This is a genomic window from Gordonia rhizosphera NBRC 16068, assembly GCF_000298195.1.
Lineage (GTDB): Bacteria > Actinomycetota > Actinomycetes > Mycobacteriales > Mycobacteriaceae > Gordonia > Gordonia rhizosphera.
The window spans coordinates 15,026-32,661 of record NZ_BAHC01000200.1 but is presented as its reverse complement, the minus strand read 5'-3'; the positions used below and the strand labels follow the sequence as shown (position 1 = coordinate 32,661).

The 17,636-nt window shown below is 65.2% G+C and carries 13 protein-coding genes; 9 read left to right on the top strand and 4 right to left on the bottom strand.

Annotated features, from left to right (window positions below; genetic code table 11):
• Positions 1–2 precede the first annotated feature (2 nt).
• The 5 genes from GORHZ_RS24335 to folP all read left to right on the top strand — a co-directional run bounded on the left by GORHZ_RS24335 (position 3) and on the right by folP (position 5,941).
• A complete protein-coding gene (locus GORHZ_RS24335) occupies positions 3–1,244 on the top strand; it encodes a sarcosine oxidase subunit beta family protein (protein WP_006337842.1) in 1,242 nt (413 codons plus the stop codon).
• Positions 1,245–1,258: 14 nt separating this feature from the next.
• Complete coding sequence (locus GORHZ_RS24330) at positions 1,259–1,537, top strand: sarcosine oxidase subunit delta (RefSeq protein WP_006337841.1); 279 nt, start codon at positions 1,259–1,261, stop codon at positions 1,535–1,537.
• Positions 1,534–4,383, top strand: a complete 2,850-nt coding sequence (locus GORHZ_RS24325) for a glycine cleavage T C-terminal barrel domain-containing protein (RefSeq protein WP_006337840.1) — start codon at positions 1,534–1,536, stop codon at positions 4,381–4,383. The genes GORHZ_RS24330 and GORHZ_RS24325 overlap by 4 nt, the downstream gene beginning before the upstream one ends.
• Complete coding sequence (locus GORHZ_RS24320) at positions 4,376–4,969, top strand: sarcosine oxidase subunit gamma (RefSeq protein WP_006337839.1); 594 nt, start codon at positions 4,376–4,378, stop codon at positions 4,967–4,969. Before GORHZ_RS24325 ends, GORHZ_RS24320 begins: the two co-directional genes overlap by 8 nt.
• A gap of 132 nt (positions 4,970–5,101) precedes the next feature.
• Complete coding sequence (gene folP / locus GORHZ_RS24315) at positions 5,102–5,941, top strand: dihydropteroate synthase (protein WP_217998357.1); 840 nt, start codon at positions 5,102–5,104, stop codon at positions 5,939–5,941.
• Positions 5,942–5,972: 31 nt separating this feature from the next.
• On the opposite strand, the gene pabB is transcribed toward folP, so the two are convergent.
• On the bottom strand, positions 5,973–8,087 hold the full coding sequence (pabB, locus tag GORHZ_RS24310) for an aminodeoxychorismate synthase component I (RefSeq protein ID WP_006337837.1): 2,115 nt from the start codon (positions 8,085–8,087) through the stop codon (positions 5,973–5,975).
• A gap of 87 nt (positions 8,088–8,174) precedes the next feature.
• On the opposite strand from pabB, the gene GORHZ_RS24305 reads away from it, so the two are divergent.
• The 4 genes from GORHZ_RS24305 to GORHZ_RS24290 all read left to right on the top strand — a co-directional run bounded on the left by GORHZ_RS24305 (position 8,175) and on the right by GORHZ_RS24290 (position 14,094).
• A complete protein-coding gene (locus GORHZ_RS24305) occupies positions 8,175–9,500 on the top strand; it encodes a bifunctional folylpolyglutamate synthase/dihydrofolate synthase (protein WP_083877425.1) in 1,326 nt (441 codons plus the stop codon).
• Positions 9,501–9,659: 159 nt separating this feature from the next.
• Positions 9,660–11,048, top strand: coding sequence for an L-serine ammonia-lyase (locus tag GORHZ_RS24300; protein WP_006337835.1), 1,389 nt, complete (start codon positions 9,660–9,662; stop codon positions 11,046–11,048).
• Positions 11,049–11,383: 335 nt separating this feature from the next.
• Positions 11,384–13,213 (top strand): amino acid permease, encoded by a 1,830-nt coding sequence (locus tag GORHZ_RS24295; RefSeq protein WP_006337834.1) that lies wholly within the window; start codon positions 11,384–11,386, stop codon positions 13,211–13,213.
• Positions 13,210–14,094, top strand: coding sequence for a universal stress protein (locus tag GORHZ_RS24290; protein WP_006337833.1), 885 nt, complete (start codon positions 13,210–13,212; stop codon positions 14,092–14,094). Before GORHZ_RS24295 ends, GORHZ_RS24290 begins: the two co-directional genes overlap by 4 nt.
• A 479-nt stretch (positions 14,095–14,573) precedes the next feature.
• On the opposite strand, the gene GORHZ_RS24285 is transcribed toward GORHZ_RS24290, so the two are convergent.
• From GORHZ_RS24285 to GORHZ_RS24275, 3 genes are all read right to left on the bottom strand, one after another.
• Positions 14,574–15,707 carry an aromatic ring-hydroxylating oxygenase subunit alpha gene (locus GORHZ_RS24285; RefSeq protein WP_006337832.1) on the bottom strand — a complete coding sequence of 378 codons (1,134 nt, stop codon included), beginning with the start codon at positions 15,705–15,707 and terminating at the stop codon, positions 14,574–14,576.
• Positions 15,708–15,780: 73 nt separating this feature from the next.
• Positions 15,781–16,950 (bottom strand): NAD(P)/FAD-dependent oxidoreductase, encoded by a 1,170-nt coding sequence (locus tag GORHZ_RS24280; protein ID WP_006337831.1) that lies wholly within the window; start codon positions 16,948–16,950, stop codon positions 15,781–15,783.
• Positions 16,947–17,309, bottom strand: a complete 363-nt coding sequence (locus GORHZ_RS24275) for a bifunctional 3-phenylpropionate/cinnamic acid dioxygenase ferredoxin subunit (protein ID WP_006337830.1) — start codon at positions 17,307–17,309, stop codon at positions 16,947–16,949. The genes GORHZ_RS24280 and GORHZ_RS24275 overlap by 4 nt, the downstream gene beginning before the upstream one ends.
• Between the last annotated feature and the right edge of the window lie 327 nt (positions 17,310–17,636).

Here is a 17,636-nt window from a genome sequence, read left to right as displayed (position 1 = left end):
TCGTGACCGCACCCACACAGCCCCCCGGCGCTCATCTGCCCGAGCACCCCCGCTTCCTCTGGCGCACTCCCGAACCCAAGAAGTCCTACGACGTGGTGATCGTCGGCGGCGGCGGCCATGGACTGGCCACCGCCCACTACCTGGTGAAGAACCACGGCATCACCAATATTGCGGTCCTGGAGCGCGGTTGGCTGGCCGGCGGCAACATGGCCCGCAACACCACGCTGATCCGGTCCAACTATCTGTGGGACGAGAGCGCGCGGATCTACGAGCACTCTCTCAAGCTGTGGGAAGGTCTTGAGGACGACCTCGGCTACCCGATCCTGTTCCGGCAGTGCGGCGTGCTCAACCTCGCCCACAGCCTGCAGGACGTCCGCGACAGCGTGCGCCGGGTGGAGGCCAACAAGCTCAACGGCATCGACGCCCAGTGGGTCGACCCCGACGAGGTCAAGAAGCTGTGTCCGCTGGTCAACACCTCCAGCGACATCCGCTACCCCGTGTTGGGCGCGACGTATCAGCCCCGCGCCGGTATCGCCAAACACGACTACGTCGCTTGGGGATTCGCGCGCCGCGCCGATGAGGCCGGCGTCGACATCATCCAGAACTGCGAGGTCACCGGATTCGTGACCGACGGTGACCGTGTCACCGGGGTGCGCACCACCCGCGGCGACATCTCGGCCGGACAGGTCGCGCTGTGCGCGGCCGGGCACACCTCGACACTGACGGACATGCTCGGCATTCGCACTCCGCTGCAGAGCCATCCGCTGCAGGCACTCGTGTCCGAACTGCTCGAGCCCGTGCACCCGAACATCGTGATGTCCAACGCGGTGCATGTCTACGTGTCCCAGGCCCACAAGGGCGAACTGGTGATGGGTGCCGGCGTCGACTCGTACAACGGCTACGGGCAGCGCGGTGCCTTCCACATCATCGAACGCCAGATGGCTGCCGCCGTCGAGTTGTTCCCGGTCTTCGCTCGCGCACACCTGCTGCGGACCTGGGCCGGCATCGTCGACGTCTGCCCCGACGCCTCGCCGATCGTCGGCCGGGCCGGACAGTACGAGAACGTGTACCTCAACGCAGGTTGGGGCACCGGCGGATTCAAGGCCACCCCGGGGCTGGGGTGGTGCCTGGCCGACACCGTCGCCAACGACCGTCCCCACGAGTACGTCGCCCCATTCAGCCTCGACCGCTTCGTCACCGGCAAGCTCGTCGACGAACACGGCGCTGCCGGCGTCGCCCACTGATCCGAGGAATCACCATGCAACTCATCGAATGCCCCTGGTGCGGGCCCCGCGAGGAAACCGAGTTCCACTACGGCGGGCAGGCTCATGTGGCCTACCCGTCCGATCCCCAAGCCCTCGACGACGAGGAGTGGGCGCACTACGTGTTCTTCCGCGACAACCCCAAGGGACTCTTCGCGGAACGCTGGAGCCACAGCGCCGGATGCCGGCGGTGGTTCAACGCGATCCGTGACACGGCAACCTACCAATTCCAGCGCGTGTACCGCGTGGACGAGCAGAAACCGGCAATCTCGTGACCGCACCATTTCGTACCCGTACCGGCGGCCGTATCGACCGCGACACCACTCTCACCTTCACCTTCGGAGACCGGGAACTGGCCGGTCACCCTGGCGATTCCCTGGGATCAGCCCTGCTGGCCAACGGAATTCACCAGGTGACCACCAGCGTCAAACTGGGTCGGCCGCGCGGGATCACCGGCGCCTGGGCCGAGGACACCGGTGGCCTCGTCCAGATCGAGGCACCCTTCCCGGAGCCCATGCTGCTGGCGAACACGATCGAACTGTTCGAGGGCCTCGCCGCCCGCGGCATCCCCGGCCAGGGCCGCCTCGCCGAAATCCCCGACACCGCACAGTACGACGCCACCCACGTCCACACGGACGTCCTCGTCATCGGGACCGGGCCGTCGGGGCTGGCTGCAGCACTGACCGCGGCCCGCTCAGGGGCACGGGTCGTGGTCATCGACGAACACACCGAAGCCGGCGGCGCCCTGCTGGGTACCACCGACACCATCGACGGGCGTCCGGCCCTCGACTGGGTCGCCGACACGGTCGCCGAGCTGGCCGCCTTCCCCGAGGTCACTCATCTCCAGCGCACCACGGCGTTTGGTCTCTACGATGACGGCTTCGTCCTCGCGCTGGAACGGCGTACCGATCATCTCGGTTTCGACGCTCCCGCCGACATCAGCCGGCAGCGTGTCTGGCGTATCCGCGCCAGGGAGATCATCGTGGCGACCGGAGCCCACGAGCGCCCGGTGGTCTTCGACGACAACGACCGGCCCGGAATCATGCTGGCGTCCAGTGCCCGCACTTTCCTGCACCGGTACGGCGTCAAGGTCGGTTCCCAGGTCGTGGTGTTCACCACCAACGACAGCGCGTATGCCGTCGCGCTCGACCTGCACAGCGTCGGGGTGCAGATCAACGCGATCATCGACGCCCGCGAGTCCGTATCGCAGTACTGGCAGGACCAGTGCGCGGAGCGTGGCATCGTCGTGCGCACGGGATCGGTCGTCACCGGCACCCGCGGTAACGGCCGGATCAGCCACGCGATGGTGGCCGGATCCACCGGATCTCCGGTCCTGGCCTGCGATGCCCTGTTGGTGAGCGGCGGCTGGAACCCGGCGATCCATCTGTTCAGCCATGCTCGGGGAGCCCTGCGGTTCGACGAGTCCCTCGGCGCCTTCGTTCCGGACGAATCGGTCGACGGTATGAGCGTGGTCGGCTCGGCCACCGGCGTGTTCGATCTGCCCGGCTGCATCCGGTCGGGCCGCACCGCGGCCTCCGAGACCGCGGAATCGCTCGGATTCACGGTGTCGGACACCGCACTTCCGGGAGAGTCCGAAGCGGTGGTCGAGACCGCACCGCCGGCAGTTCTCTGGCGGGTTCCGGGCCAGGGCACGTCGGAACGTCAATTCGTCGACGTCCAGCGTGACGCGACGGTCGCCGACATCGAGCATGCGGTCGGCGCCGGCCTGCGATCCATGGAGCACATCAAGCGCTACACCACGATCGGCACCGCACACGATCAGGGCAAGACCTCCGGTGTGATCGCGTCGGGGATCACCGCCGAGCTTCTCGGCACCACTGTGGATCAGCTCGGCACCACCAAGCTGCGTCCCCCGTATGCCCTCGTACCGTTCGCGGCGCTGGCCGGGCGCTTCAAGGGCAGCCTGTTCGATCCCGAACGTGTGACAGCGGTACACGACTGGCATGTCGCACGAGGCGCGATCTTCGAGGACGTCGGCCAGTGGAAGCGGCCCCGCTACTACCCGCTGGCCGGTGAGAACATGGAGGAGGCGGTACTGCGCGAATGCGCCGCCGTGCGCACCGGAGTCGGTATCCTCGACGGCTCGACCCTGGGCAAGATCGACGTCCAGGGACCCGATGCCGGCGAATTCCTCGACATGCTCTACACGAACATGATGAGCACTCTCAAGGTCGGGATGGTCCGCTACGGCGTCATGTGCGGCGTCGACGGCATGGTCATCGACGACGGTACGGTGATGCGCCTGGCGGAGAACCGCTTCCAGGTGTTCACCACCACCGGCGGGGCCGCCCACATCCTCGACTGGATGGAGGAGTGGCTGCAGACCGAGTGGCCGCATCTGAAGGTGCGGATGACCTCGGTGACCGAGCAGTGGCACACCTTCCCCGTCGTCGGGCCCAAGTCGCGCGACGTGATCGGTGCGGTGTTCGGAGACCTCGACGTCAGCAACGACGCCTTCCCGTTCATGGCGTGGCGCGACACCGCGCTCGACGGCGTGCACGTGCGGATCGGCCGGGTGAGCTTCTCCGGCGAGCTCGCCTACGAGGTCAACGTGACGGGCTGGCACGCACAAGCGGTGTGGGAGCGGCTGATCGAGGCAGGTGAGCGCTACGGGATCACCCCCTACGGCACCGAGACGATGCACGTGTTGCGCGCCGAGAAGGGCTATCCGATCATCGGCCAGGACACCGACGGCACCGTCACCCCCCAAGATCTGGGTATGTCCTGGGCGGTGTCGAAGAAGAAGGCCGATTTCATCGGCAAGCGGTCGTTCACTCGCGAGGAGAACGTCGATCCGCTGCGCAAGCAGTTCGTCGGCCTGCTCCCCACCGATGAGCAGACCGTACTGCCCGAGGGCGCGCAGATCATCGAGTTCAGTGCCGACGGACAGCTCCCGCCGGCACCGGTCCCGATGCTCGGTCACGTCACCTCCAGCTACCGCAGCGCCGAACTCGATCGCCCATTCGGGCTGGCGCTGCTCAAGGGGGGTCGCGCCCGCATCGGCGAAACCCTGCATGTCCCCGTGGACGGCACCTTGGTACCCGTCGAGGTCACCGGCACCGTCCTGGTCGATCCCGAAGGAGCACGCCGCGATGGCTGACACACTGATTGCTCGTAGCCCCCTGCAGGACTACGAATCTCGATTCGCGACACTGCCGGACACGGTGTCGCTGACCGAAGAACCGTATGTGGTCATGGTCGATCTCTGGGCCGACCCGTCGGATCCCGGAGGCGCCGCAGCCGCGACCGCCGTCGGTATCGCCGGACTTCCCGTCGCGCCGTCGACGGTGGTGGACGGGCCCGACACCAGCGTGATCTGGTTCGGTCCGCAGGAGTGGCTGGTCACCAGCACCACCCGCGGCGGGGAAGAACTCGAGACGCAGTTGCGCGAGGCGATCGGTGACCACAGCGGCGCAGCGGTCGACGTCTCGGCCCAACGAACGACACTACGTCTGCGCGGTGCGCGGGCCCGTGACGTGCTCGCCAAGGGATGTTCGCTCGACCTGCATCCGTCGGTGTTCACCGTGGGCGCTGCCGCCCAGACGATGCTCGGACTGGCCGCCGTCGTGCTGATCCCGCTCGACGACGCCGGTACCGACTACCGCATCATCGTGCGGTCGTCGTTCGCACGGTATCTCGCCGACTGGCTGCTCGACGCGGCCACGGAGTACTCCGTCGCCTGGTAGTCACTCCCCCATGTCGGCCCGGTGAACTCTTCGGAAGGGTTCACCGGGCCGACTGCTCTCCCACACTTTGCCCGCACGGCAGCGACAGGAATGCTTGTCACGATGACTTCGGTAGTCCACCCTCCACGAGCGATGCCTGTGGCCCGTCTGCTCGAACGACTGGCCCAGCCGGCGCCCATGATCTGCGGCATCGTCAACGTGACTCCCGATTCGTTCTCCGACGGAGGGCGTTACCGCGCCGTCGCCGACGCTGTCGAGCACGCGCGAGTGCTGATCGCCGACGGAGCCGACATGCTCGACATCGGTGGTGAGTCGACGCGGCCGGGAGCGACGCCGCCGTCGCCGGCCGAGGAACTCGATCGCGTCGTTCCCGTGGTCAGCGCCCTGGCGCGCACGCTCGATGTGCCGATCTCGGTCGATACCTCGAGGCCTGAGGTCATGCGTGCGGCGGTCGCCGCCGGCGCGTCGGTGATCAACGACGTGCGCGCGTTGCGCGCCCCCGGGGCACTGGCCACCGCCGCCGAGCTGGGTGTGCCGGTGTGCCTGATGCACATGCAGGGCACACCTGGAACCATGCAGGTGGCGCCCACCTACACCGACGTCGCCGACGAGGTGATGGCATTCCTCATCGACCGCGTCAACACCTGCCGCGAAGCAGGAATCCCGACCGACCACCTCATCATCGACCCTGGCTTCGGATTCGGAAAATCATTGGCCCACAACATCGAGCTGCTCGCGGCCCTGCCGCGATTCGCCGATCTCGGACTGCCGGTCATGGCCGGGCTCTCCCGAAAGGGCATGCTCGGCGCGATCACCGACCGCGCCGTGGACCAGCGCACCGTGGCGTCGGCGACCGCAGCCATGATCGCGGCCACCAACGGCGCATCCATCCTGCGCGTTCACGATGTCGCAGCCACCGTCGATGCCGTCGCGGTCGGACAGGCCGTCCTCGGGAGCCACCGGAACCGGTAGTTCCCCAGGGACACGTCGCCTCGGGGAAGGATCACCCCGCGACGGGCACCGACCGGGCGTCAGCCGTAACGGATTCGGACAGCACAGGTTCGGACAGCACACGCTGCGAGGAGGTAGCCTTGACGAGGATCTCGGCGTATTCCTCGGCCGGATCGGACAGAGCGGTGATGGCGCCGCCGACACCGAACTCGACGCCTGAGTCGGTAGCGACCATCGTCCGGATGACGACGGACAGATCGACGTCACCCGACAGGGACAGGTAACCCAGCGCACCCGAGTAGACACCGCGAGGCCCCGCTTCGAGGTGATCCAGAATCTCCATGGTGCGCAGTTTCGGGGCTCCCGTCATCGATCCGGCGGGGAAAAGCGCCCGAACGGCGGCAACGGGGTGGGTATCGCGGCGCAGGGTGCCGGCGACAGTGGACACGAGCTGGTGGACCGAGACGTAGGACTCGATCGCGAACAGCTCCGGAACGTGCACAGAACCCGGTTCGCACACCCGTGACAATTCGTTGCGCACGAGGTCGACGATCATCAGATTCTCGGCCCGCTCCTTCTCGCTACTACGCAGCGCGTGCCGCAACAGCGCGTCCTCTGACTCGTTCTGCCCGCGCGGCCGGGTGCCCTTGATCGGCGCCGAATCCACCGTGCGGTCGGGGCGCACGCGAACGAAGCGCTCCGGGGACGCAGAGATCACCGACAGACCGTCGAATTGCAGGAGCGCGGCATAGGGGACGGGATTGAGTGCGCGTACCCGATCGAACACGTCCACCGCGTCGACCGGCCCGTCGACGGTGGCGCAGTTGGTCAGACACACCTCGTAGGTCTGACCGTCGCGGATCAGATCCATGCTTGCCTCGATCCGCGCGCGGTAGGCCGCAGCGTCGTGGCGCAGTCGCGGCGGTGCGTGCTCGGCCGCGGTCATCAGCGGCGCATGCCGCTCATATGGTGCACACGCATCGACGTCGACGACCGCGGCCGCCGTGTCGTCGAGCCACGATCGGTGCGCATCCGCACCGTGCTGCGCACGCAGGGTCAGCAGATATGTACAGCCGCGATCATGATCGATGACGACCGCGCGATCGGCGAAAACCAGCGCGGCGTCCGGGTGCGGCGATCGATGCACGAGTTGCCCGCCGGTCTCGGCCTTGAGTTCGTAGCCGAGATATCCGACGTATCCGAGGTGGAAGTCGATCGGCAGTGCCGGGTCGGGAACGATCGCGCGGTCGCGCAGGGACTTCTCGAGGAAATCGAAGAGCGACGGCACCCGGTGAGTCCGGCTCTCGAGGCCCCGGTCGATCCGCACGGACCTGGTCGTCACGTCGTAGGTGAGGTATTCGGCGTCGGGACCCGTGCAATCCCCCATGATGGTGACCCGCGCTCCCGCATCACGGCGCGCGGTGCCGTCGAGCCAGAAGGCCCCGGGGCGGTCGGCGAACAGTCGCTCATACAGACGGGCGGGATCGGGCTCGTGATCGATGGCGACATGTTCGAGCACAAACCGGCCCGGTGAATCCGGCACCTCCGGTGAAACCTGCTGTGGCGCGGTCAGTGTCGGCACCGAGTCGGCGAGACTCAGATCGCGGAAATTCTTCAGGATGGTGAGTCCGTGTTCGCTGGCGATGGATTCGGGATGGAACTGCACGCCCCACAGAGGTCGATCACGATGCCGTACGGCCATGACCACTCCGTCGTCGGTCGTCGCGAGTGTCTGCAGCTCCGCGGGGAGGTCGACCACCATCAATGAGTGGTAGCGGGTCATCAGCACCGGCGACGGGACGCCGGCGAACAAGCCCACGCCGTCGTGGTGCACCGCGGATACGCGCCCGTGCATCGGCTCCGGGGCATGCACCACCCGAGCGCCAAAGGCCGCGCACACCCCCTGATGACCGAGACACACCCCGAGGACCGGCAGACCCGACTCGGTGATGACTCGCGCCGCGATACCGAAATCGCGCGGCACACCCGGGTGTCCCGGGCCGGGCGAGATCACGACATTGTCGAATGCGGAGAAATCGATCGACTCCCATGTGACGTCATTGGTCACCACCACCGGAGGCGACCCGTTGACCGCGGCCACCAGGTCGACCAGGTTGTAGGTGAAGGAGTCGTAGTTGTCGATCAGCAGCGTGCGGACCATCGCCATGCCACCTCTCGTGGGTTCGATGCGCGAGCAGACTGATTCCGAGTTGATATATCAGTCTTTTGGTTGGTGATATATGATAGTTCAATCATGTGTTCTTCAATGCCCCGGACCGCATTCGCCGACCTCGATCACGTAACCGAGTACCTCTACGCGTTGCCCCGCGGTGGCAAGTCCGTTGGCCTCGCCCGCGCGACGGCGCTCTTCCGGGCACTGGATAACCCCCAGGATCAGGTCCGCACCATTCACATCGCCGGCACCGCCGGAAAGGGCTCGATCAGCGCATTTCTGTCTTCGATTCTGACGGCCCACGGCCTGCGGGTCGGCGCACACATGTCGCCGCACGTGCGGTCGATCCTCGAGCGATTCCAGATCAACGGGCAACCGATCAGTGATGCCGCCTTCGTCGAGGCGGTCACCTCGATCGCACCGTCGGTGGCGCGCCTGGGCAGGTCCACGATGGGCACACCGACGTTTTTCGAAGTTGCGAACGCCATTGCCTTCCATCATTTCTCATCGATGTCTGTCGACTACTCGGTGATCGAAACCGGAATCGGCGGACTACGCGATGCCACCAACACCATCTCCCGAACCGACAAGCTCGCGGTCATCGGCCGCATCGGTCTCGATCACACCGACCTACTGGGTGACACCGTCGCCCAGGTGGCTCACCACAAGGCCGGCATCCTCCCCGTGGGAGGTCACGGCATCTTCTTGCGGCCCCATCAAAGCAGCGTGCACACCGCGCTGCTCGATGCTGCGCGAACCCGACGATGCACCTTTACCGAGGTCGGCAACCACGATGCGGTCACCACGGTCACGCCTGAGGGAACCGTCCTTCACCTCGACGGTGCGGACTACCCACTGGGACTGCCGGGTCACCATCAAGGCAACAACGCCATGCTTGCCCTCCGCGCAGCCGAACACCTCTCCGCCCGCGACGGATGGGATCTGGTTCCCGATGCGGTGCATCGTGGGTTGTCCAGCGCGTCACTGCCGGGCCGATTCCAGCGGCATGTTGTGCGCGGTCGCGAGGTCATCCTCGACGGCGCCCACAATCACATAAAATTTGCCGCGCTCGTCGACACCTTTCGCGCCGTACACCCGGAACAACGGGCCACCTGGGTGCTGGCGATGAAAGGCGACAAGGATCCGCAGGGGGCGATCGCCGCCATTACTCCGGTCGCCGAGCATGTTGTCGTCACCCGGATACCCGAGGCCGACACCGATCCGCTGGCCGCATGGCAGCTGGCCGAGGTCGCGCGGACAGCCGGCCTGCCCGTCACCTCCGTCGATGACCCTCGCGAGGCGCTCGACATCGCGCTGGAGATGAGTCACGGACCGGTCGTCGTCAGCGGATCCTTTTTGCTGCTCTCCGCCATCGAGGACGGTATCGATGCGCTCGTCAGGGGTTGACCGAACCGCCCAACCTGACCTACGGTTGACGACGTCACTAATATATCACTTGGCTATCAGCACAGTGTTGTGCTTGGTGACCATCAGTAGGTGTTGGAAGTGCACTCCGGCCCTGTCCGATCCCTTGGCCCACGCACTCCGTAGCAGATCGGCGATCTTATGACCATCAGCGTGTTCGACCTCTTCTCCGTCGGCATCGGACCGTCCAGCTCGCATACCGTCGGCCCCATGCGTGCCGCGGCTCGCTTCGTGTCCGACCTGCGCACCCTCGGCGCATTCGACGACACCACCGACCTGCGCGTGGACTTGTACGGCTCGCTGGCCGCCACGGGCGCCGGCCATGGAACGATGACAGCGGTACTCCTCGGACTGGAAGGACATCAGCCCGACGAACTCGAGACCGAACATATGGAAGAACGGCTCGCCTGGATGCGCGCCACCGGGCACATCCGGTTCGGAGGAGTGCGTGACATCGCATTGACCGAGTCGGACATGGTGCTACGGCCGTTGACGATCCTTCCGTTCCACCCCAATGGCATGACGATCACCGCCTTCGGCGCCGACGGCACTGAGCTGCACCGTGAGACCTACTTCTCCGTCGGCGGCGGGTTTGTGGTGACCGAGGCCGAGAGCCGCCATGCAGTCGGGAACCGGACGGAAACACAGGCGCTCGGCTTCACCTCCGGCAAAGAGCTCCTCGAGCTGTGCGCCATGAACAAATGCAGCATCAGTGATGTGATGCTCGACGTCGAGCGCGAAACCCGCACCACCACCGAAATTCACGACCGGCTGCTCCATATCCGCGACGTGATGGTCGACTGCGAGAATCGTGGTATCGGCCGCGACGGACTGCTTCCGGGCGCTCTGAGGGTCCGTCGGCGGGCCAAGGACTGGTTTGAACGACTCGACCAGGAAGATCCGGATCGCCGACCGGAATTCGCCGAGGACTGGGTCAATCTCGTCGCGCTGGCGGTCAACGAGGAGAATGCGTCGGGCGGGCGCATCGTCACCGCCCCCACCAACGGCGCGGCAGGCATCGTGCCGGCCGTCCTGCACTACGCGATGAACTACACCCCGGCAGGTAGGCGCGACCGCGACGACACCACAATCCGGTTCCTGCTTGCCGCGGGGGCTGTCGGATCGCTCTACAAAGAACGCGCCTCGATCTCCGGCGCCGAGGTCGGTTGCCAGGGAGAGGTCGGGTCCGCTGCGTCGATGGCCGCCGCGGGACTCGCCGAGATCCTTGGCGGCACACCAGAGCAGGTCGAGAACGCTGCCGAGATCGCAATGGAACACAGCCTGGGCCTCACGTGCGATCCGATCGAGGGGCTCGTGCAGATTCCGTGCATCGAGCGCAACGCCATCTCGGCGGGCAAGGCTATCAACGCCGCCCGGATGGCACTTCGCGGCGACGGTGACCATCGTGTCAGTCTCGATCAGGTCATCGAAACGATGCGGTCCACCGGTGAGGACATGCACTCGAAGTACAAAGAGACCTCCACCGGAGGCCTGGCGGTCAACGTTCCGGTCAATTTCGTCGAATGCTGACCCAGATCGACGACTGACGGGAGTCCCGGTCGACACACAGAACTCGCACTTACACACGAAGTCTCGTGTGTAAGTGCGAGTTTTGTGTGTTGACAGGTCGGGGACGGTCCAATTCTCGAGGGGCCGGTCAGAGAATCGGACAATGTTCGTAATAGCCCCGATCCCTTGTAGGGAACGAGTGATCCGCACTACAGTATATGACTGATGTATCAGTTGGATTCAAGGCGACGACCTTCTCGGGTCTGCCGGTAGATCGCGATGACAACATCAATTCCCAACCCATAGCCAACAGGAGCGCACTCGCGCTTCGATTTCTAAGAGAATGGAGTCGCGCCATGGGTACTTCGCCAGCCCTCAAAAAGGGCCTCAGCGACAGACAATTGAGGATGATTGCCATCGGCGGCGTCATCGGAGCTGGATTGTTTGTCGGTTCCGGAGTCGTTATCCACGCCACCGGACCGGCCGCATTCATCCCCTACGCTCTATGCGGGTTCCTGGTCATCATGGTGATGCGGATGCTCGCCGAAATGGCCGTTGCCAATCCCTCGACCGGCTCTTTCGCCGACTATGCGCGCAACGCGCTCGGCGGTTGGGCGGGCTTTTCCGTCGGATGGCTGTACTGGTATTTCTGGGTCATCATCGTCGGTTTCGAGGCAATTGCCGGTGCCAAGATCGTCCAGTATTGGATTCCCGGAATCCCCTTGTGGTTGTGTTCGCTCATCCTGCTGACCGCCATGACCGTTACCAACCTGTTCTCGGTATCCTCCTTCGGTGAATTCGAGTTCTGGTTCGCCGGAATCAAGGTCACCGCGATCATCGTGTTCCTGGCAATCGGCTCCTGCTATATATTCGGCATCTGGCCCCACAAGTCCATGGACTTCTCGAATCTGACCTCCCATGGCGGCTTCTTCCCCAATGGTGCCTGGGCGATCACCGCTGCCATCGTCACCGTGATCTTCTCGATGACCGGCGCAGAGGTGGCCACAATCGCTGCGGCCGAGTCGCACGACCCCGAACGTGCCGTTGCCAAGGCGGCCAACTCCGTGATCATGCGGATCGCCATCTTCTACGTGGGTTCGATGTTCCTGCTCGTCACGATCGTTCCGTGGAACAGTGACTCGGTTGCCGCTTCCCCGTATGTGGCTGCGTTCACCGAGATGGGTGTGCCCTACGCGAACCACATCATGAACGCAGTCGTGTTGACGGCGGTACTGAGCTGCCTCAACTCGGGTATGTACACAGCATCTCGGATGCTGTTCGTGCTCGCCGCACGCCGCGAAGCTCCTCAGCAATTCGTTCGGGTCACCCAACGAGGCGTGCCCGCCGTGGCGATCCTCGTGTCCTCGGTTGTCGGTTTCCTCTGCGTGATCGCCGCCGCGGTCTCCCCCAATCACGTCTTCTCGTTCCTGCTGAACTCCAGCGGCGCGGTGATCCTGTTCGTCTACTGCCTGATCGGGGTCTCGCAGGTCGTGCTGCGCTACCGGACCGGTTCGGAGAATCTCCGCGTCAAGATGTGGCTGTTCCCCGCGCTGTCGATATTCACGGTCGTGGCGATCGTCGCCATCCTCATGCAAATGGGGATCGAGTCGGATTCGAGATCGCAGTTGGTGCTGAGCCTGCTGTCATGGGCCGTGGTGATCGCGCTCTACTTCTCCAACAAGTGGTACCTCAATCGCCGGCCCGAGATCGAAGGCGCCGGACCCGCCAAGGAGGCGCAGCGGGTTCTGGTCCTGGCCAACGAAACCGCCGATTCCACAGAATTGCTGGACGAACTGCGGAGCATCGGCGCCGCCAGCACTGCCAAGTATCTGGTTGTTGTTCCGGACAGCCCGATCGAGACCGGCGTAGCGGCAACGCACGGACCTCTCGACGTGCTCGAGGCCACCCAGGAGGCAGCGCAGGTACGCCTGGATCACACAGTCACCACCATGCGGTCGGAGAACCTCGATGTCGAGGGCGTCCGAGGCGACTTCCGCCCGCTCCGGGCGCTTGCCGATGCCGTCGATTCCTTCCGGCCCGACCAGATCGTGATCGCCACCCTGCCCGCCGAGGCGTCGGTGTGGCACCGGTTCGAGGTCGTCGATCGCGCCCGCTCCGAGCACCCTGATATCCCGGTAACCCACGTGGTCGCGAACCAAGCAGTCCACGCGGAGCTGGCCAAATGACGATCATCGCCGGCTTCAGTGCCCGGAGCCACGGGAGCGCGCCGCTTCATCTCGCCGCGCAGATCGCGCGCACCACAGGCGAGAAGATCATCGCGGCCGCGGTTCTCGAACGCTCGGAAGTACTGGAGAACGACCCGGTCGAGCGCGAATACCAGGCATATCTAGGGAAGCAGACCATGCGGGCACTCGAGCAGGCAGTGGCTGCGATGCGTACGGACCTCGACATCTCGCTTGTGATCCACCAGGCGAGTTCGATCCCCCGGGGACTGATGGAACTCGCAGGTCAACACCATGCGAGCGTCGTGGTTGTCGGGTCGTCGTCGTCGGGCTTGCTCGGCCGCATTGCTCTCGGCAGCGTCACCGAACGTCTGGTGCACACGGCCGCAGTCGCGGTGGCGATCGCCCCGCGTGGGTATCCGTCGTCCCCGGTGCCCGTACAGCGGCTCACCATCTCCTATGGAGGGGCCGCCGCGACCGGACACCTCATCCAGACCGGCGCCGAAATCGCGACCAAGTGGAACCTGAGGCTGCGGATCGCGTCGTTCACGGTGCGCCCACCTGTGATGTTCAGCGGCGCCATCGAGCGCTCGGCGGAAAACCTGGTCACCCGACAATGGATAGACAAGACGACCGACGCGGTTCGTCGACAACTCAACGAAGCCCGTGCAACGTTGTCGATCCCGAATGTCGATCTCGTCGTCGGCACCGGCACCGACTGGCCGTCCGCGGTCGCAGACATCACGTGGAAGCCCGGGGATATGGTGCTGCTCGGATCGGGTGCCGCAGGTCCCTTCACCCAGGTGTTCATGGGATCGGCGGCTTCGAAGATCATCCGTCATGTCCCGGTTCCGGTGATGATCGTACCGAGACGGCAAACCTGACCTGACGTTCTCGGAATCCGATGAGAGGAACCCGTCCGCCACCCCGGCGGGCGGGTTCCTCTCTTTCGTCGTATCGGCTACCCAGGTGCGACTGTCCTGCTCGATCAACTCGATGCACTCACCGCAGCCGATACCAGAGCGGAGCAGTGTGGCCGCGTTGATCAAGGCCGGCCCACAGTGTTGATCAAGGCCGAAGCCATCGAGCAGATCGGCGCGCACACCGGTAGGAGCGTTCCGCGGAACGCGCCAGAGAGAATCCACGACTCCGGCAGTGGAGGTCGGCATGCGTTCGGCACCGGTCTGTGCACCGCAGTCGGTGATCGCGAGTCGTTCGAGTCTGGATGCCGCACGCTCCCGGCTCGGCCGGGCCGGCAAACGCCGGAAAGGCATCGATCCCGGGCCCATGCGGGGCCCGGGATCGATGCCTTGTGCGGGAGTGCGTCTGGTTCAGCCGGTCGATGGCCTCACACGCCGACGGGTCACTCGGCCAGCTTGCTCTTCAGCCAGTCGTGGAACTCACCGATGTGGTGCTCACTGGGGACCAGGACACCGCCGTTGCGGTAGGTACGCGAGTCCATCGCCGGCTGGGTGCGCTCGCAGGCCTCGAAGTCCTGCGAGTTCACCCGGTGGAACAGTTCGACCGAACGGCTCACGTCCTTACCCGATTCGACGACGTGCGGCATGTACAGCCAGTCGCACTCGACGATGGTGTGGTCGGCGGCCATCGGGAACATCCGGTGGATGATCACGTGGTCGGGGACGAGATTGATGAACACCTGTGGGCGGACGGTGATCGCGTAGTAGCGACGGTCCTGATCCTCGCCGACGCCGGGGATGTGGTCGAGTCCTTCCGACCCGTCGACGGTGAATCCCTTGACGTCCTCACCGAACTCGGCGCCGTGGCCCACGTAGTACTGGGCCGCGTACCCATCCGCGAACTCCGGGAGCACCTCGGTCAGCTCGGGGTGGATCGTCGCACAGTGGTAGCACTCCATGAAGTTCTCGATGATGAGCTTCCAGTTGGCCTTGACGTCGTAGACGATCCGGCGACCGAGCGACAGATCGGCGATCGTGTAGTGGTCGATCGACTCCACATCGCCGAGGCGGGCGACGACGTCCGCCATGACCGAATCCTCGAAGGACGGCGGCTCGTCGGCAAGACAAACCCAGACGTACCCGAGCCATTCGCGGACCGCGATCTTGTTCAGACCGTACTCGTCACGATCGATGTCGGGCATCTTGGTGAGGTTCGGGGCCGCGATCAGCTTGCCGTCGAGATCGTATGTCCAGGCGTGGTAGGGGCACTGGAACGAGCGCTTGACCTCGCCACTCTCTTCGGTGCACAGACGCGCTCCGCGGTGCCGGCACACATTGTAGAAGGCACGGATCTCGCCCTTGCGGGACCTGCTGATCAATACGTTCTCACGGCCGACCTCGACGGTCTTGAAGGCACCCGGCTTGTCGAGATCGGCCGAGCGGACCGCACAGAACCACATGGCCTCGAAGACCTTCTCCTGCTCCAGCGCAAACACCTGGGGATCGGTGTAGTAGTGCCCGGCCAGCGTGGAGATGAGGCTGTCGGGCAGGCTGGGAGCGTTGGGGGTTGTCGTCATGGAACGGTTTCCTCCGATTCGGATTTGTCGAGCGAGTTCGATGGTGATGGGACTGAGGGGTGGTGCGGCCGGATCAGGCGGCAGCAGGAGTACTCACAAGCTGACGGCGCAATCGGTTGAACAGGCGCGGCTGGTCGACACCGAGCACCGCAACGATTCGACCGTCGCGTCGGTACGTCGCGACGAAGCTGCGCTCCTCGCAGCTGCCGGCCTCGACGACGATCTCGTCACCCGGCCGGGACATGCCGGCGAACTGGATTCGGGAACCGTACTGGTCCGACCAGAAGTACGGCGGCTTGGCCGGAGTGCCCTGGTGGACACCGCCCGCGAGCAGCGTGGAGACCGCAATGGCGGGTCGTTCCAGCGCACCGGTCCAGTGTTCCACCCGATGTGCGGCGCCCGTGGATTCGTCGAACCAGGCGGCACAGTCACCCACCGCGACGACGTTGGGGATGGTGGTCTCGCCGCCGCGGCCGCAGATCACACCGTTGCCCAGTGTCAGTCCGCTGCCGTCCAGCCACTCGATGTTCGGGATGCCACCGATGCCGACGACTACCACATCCGCCGGCAGTGAACGTCCGTCGACGAGATCGACGGACGTCACTCGGTCGCCGCCCGCGAGACCGGCCACCCCGACACCGCAGATCAGCGTCGTTCCGTTGTGTGCGTGGGCCGCGGCGACGATCGATCCGAAGTGTCCGCCCAGTTGGGCGACGAGCGGCGTCGGTGCGGCTTCGACGACCGTCACCTCGAGTCCGAGCTTGCGAGCGGTGGAGGCGACTTCGGCGCCGATGAACCCGGCTCCGATCACGACCAGCCGAGCGCCGGGACGAAGGTCCCCGCGGAGCGCGATGGCGTCCTCGATCGTGCGGATCACGTGCACGCCGGCCATCGTTTCGCAGCCGGGCCAGCGGCGGGCTCGCGATCCGGTGGCGAGCACGACGCCGTCGGCGTCGATCCGGGTGCCATCGGCGAGTTCGATTGCACCCGAGGAGGTGTCGAGGCGCGTGGCGGCGTTGCCGAGGATCCAGTTGACGTCCAGCTCGTCGTCCTCGTCCTCGAGTGCGAGATCCATCTCGGCGATGTCGCCGGTCAGGAATGCCTTGGAGAGCGGCGGACGGTCGTACGGCCGACGGGCCTCTTCGCCGATCACCGACAGCCGACCGGCGAATCCCTGGGCGCGCAACGCACGAGCGGCCGACAGACCCGCCAGTGACGCACCGACGATGGCTACATGCTTCACTTCTGTGCCCCTTCCCCGAGACGCGCACGGACGTCGGGAGGCAGATTCGGTACCTCGGTGCTCGGCTCCACCCAGATGATGCCGTCCTCGATCTGCACGACATGCGTGCGGACGGGACGCTTTGCCGGAGGCGCGTCGACCGCACCGGTGCGCAGGTCGAACTTGGAGGCATGCAGTGGGCACTCGACCTCACAGCCTTCCAGCCAGCCGTCCGCGAGCGAGGCGTCCTGGTGAGAACAGGTGTCGTCGATCGCGTAGATCTCGCCGTCTTCGGTGTGGAAAACGGCGATCGCCGGATCGGCCTCGACCCGGATTGCCTCACCGGGAGGCAGGTCGGACAGGGGACAGACTTCGATCATGGTCGCAGCCTCTCAATAAGTTCGGGTGACGGATCTGTGAGACGTAACGAGTGCGAATAACGAAACGTGATTCGTATTACGCAACAGTCTGTGGGTCGCCCGGGGGCTTGTCAAGGAGTTTCAGAGAACTTTTTCGCCCCCCATTCGGGTGCGATCCCAGACCCCGACATGCCCGGCACACGACGACACCCACCGGCCGACAGGGACATCGGACGGCGGGTGAAATCCGTTGAACTGCAGAGTGTTTGATCGATCTGTCGAATGAGAACAGAAAAGCGCCGAGATATCCGACGAGAGCGACACCAACACCTCGGACCGACGGCGTGC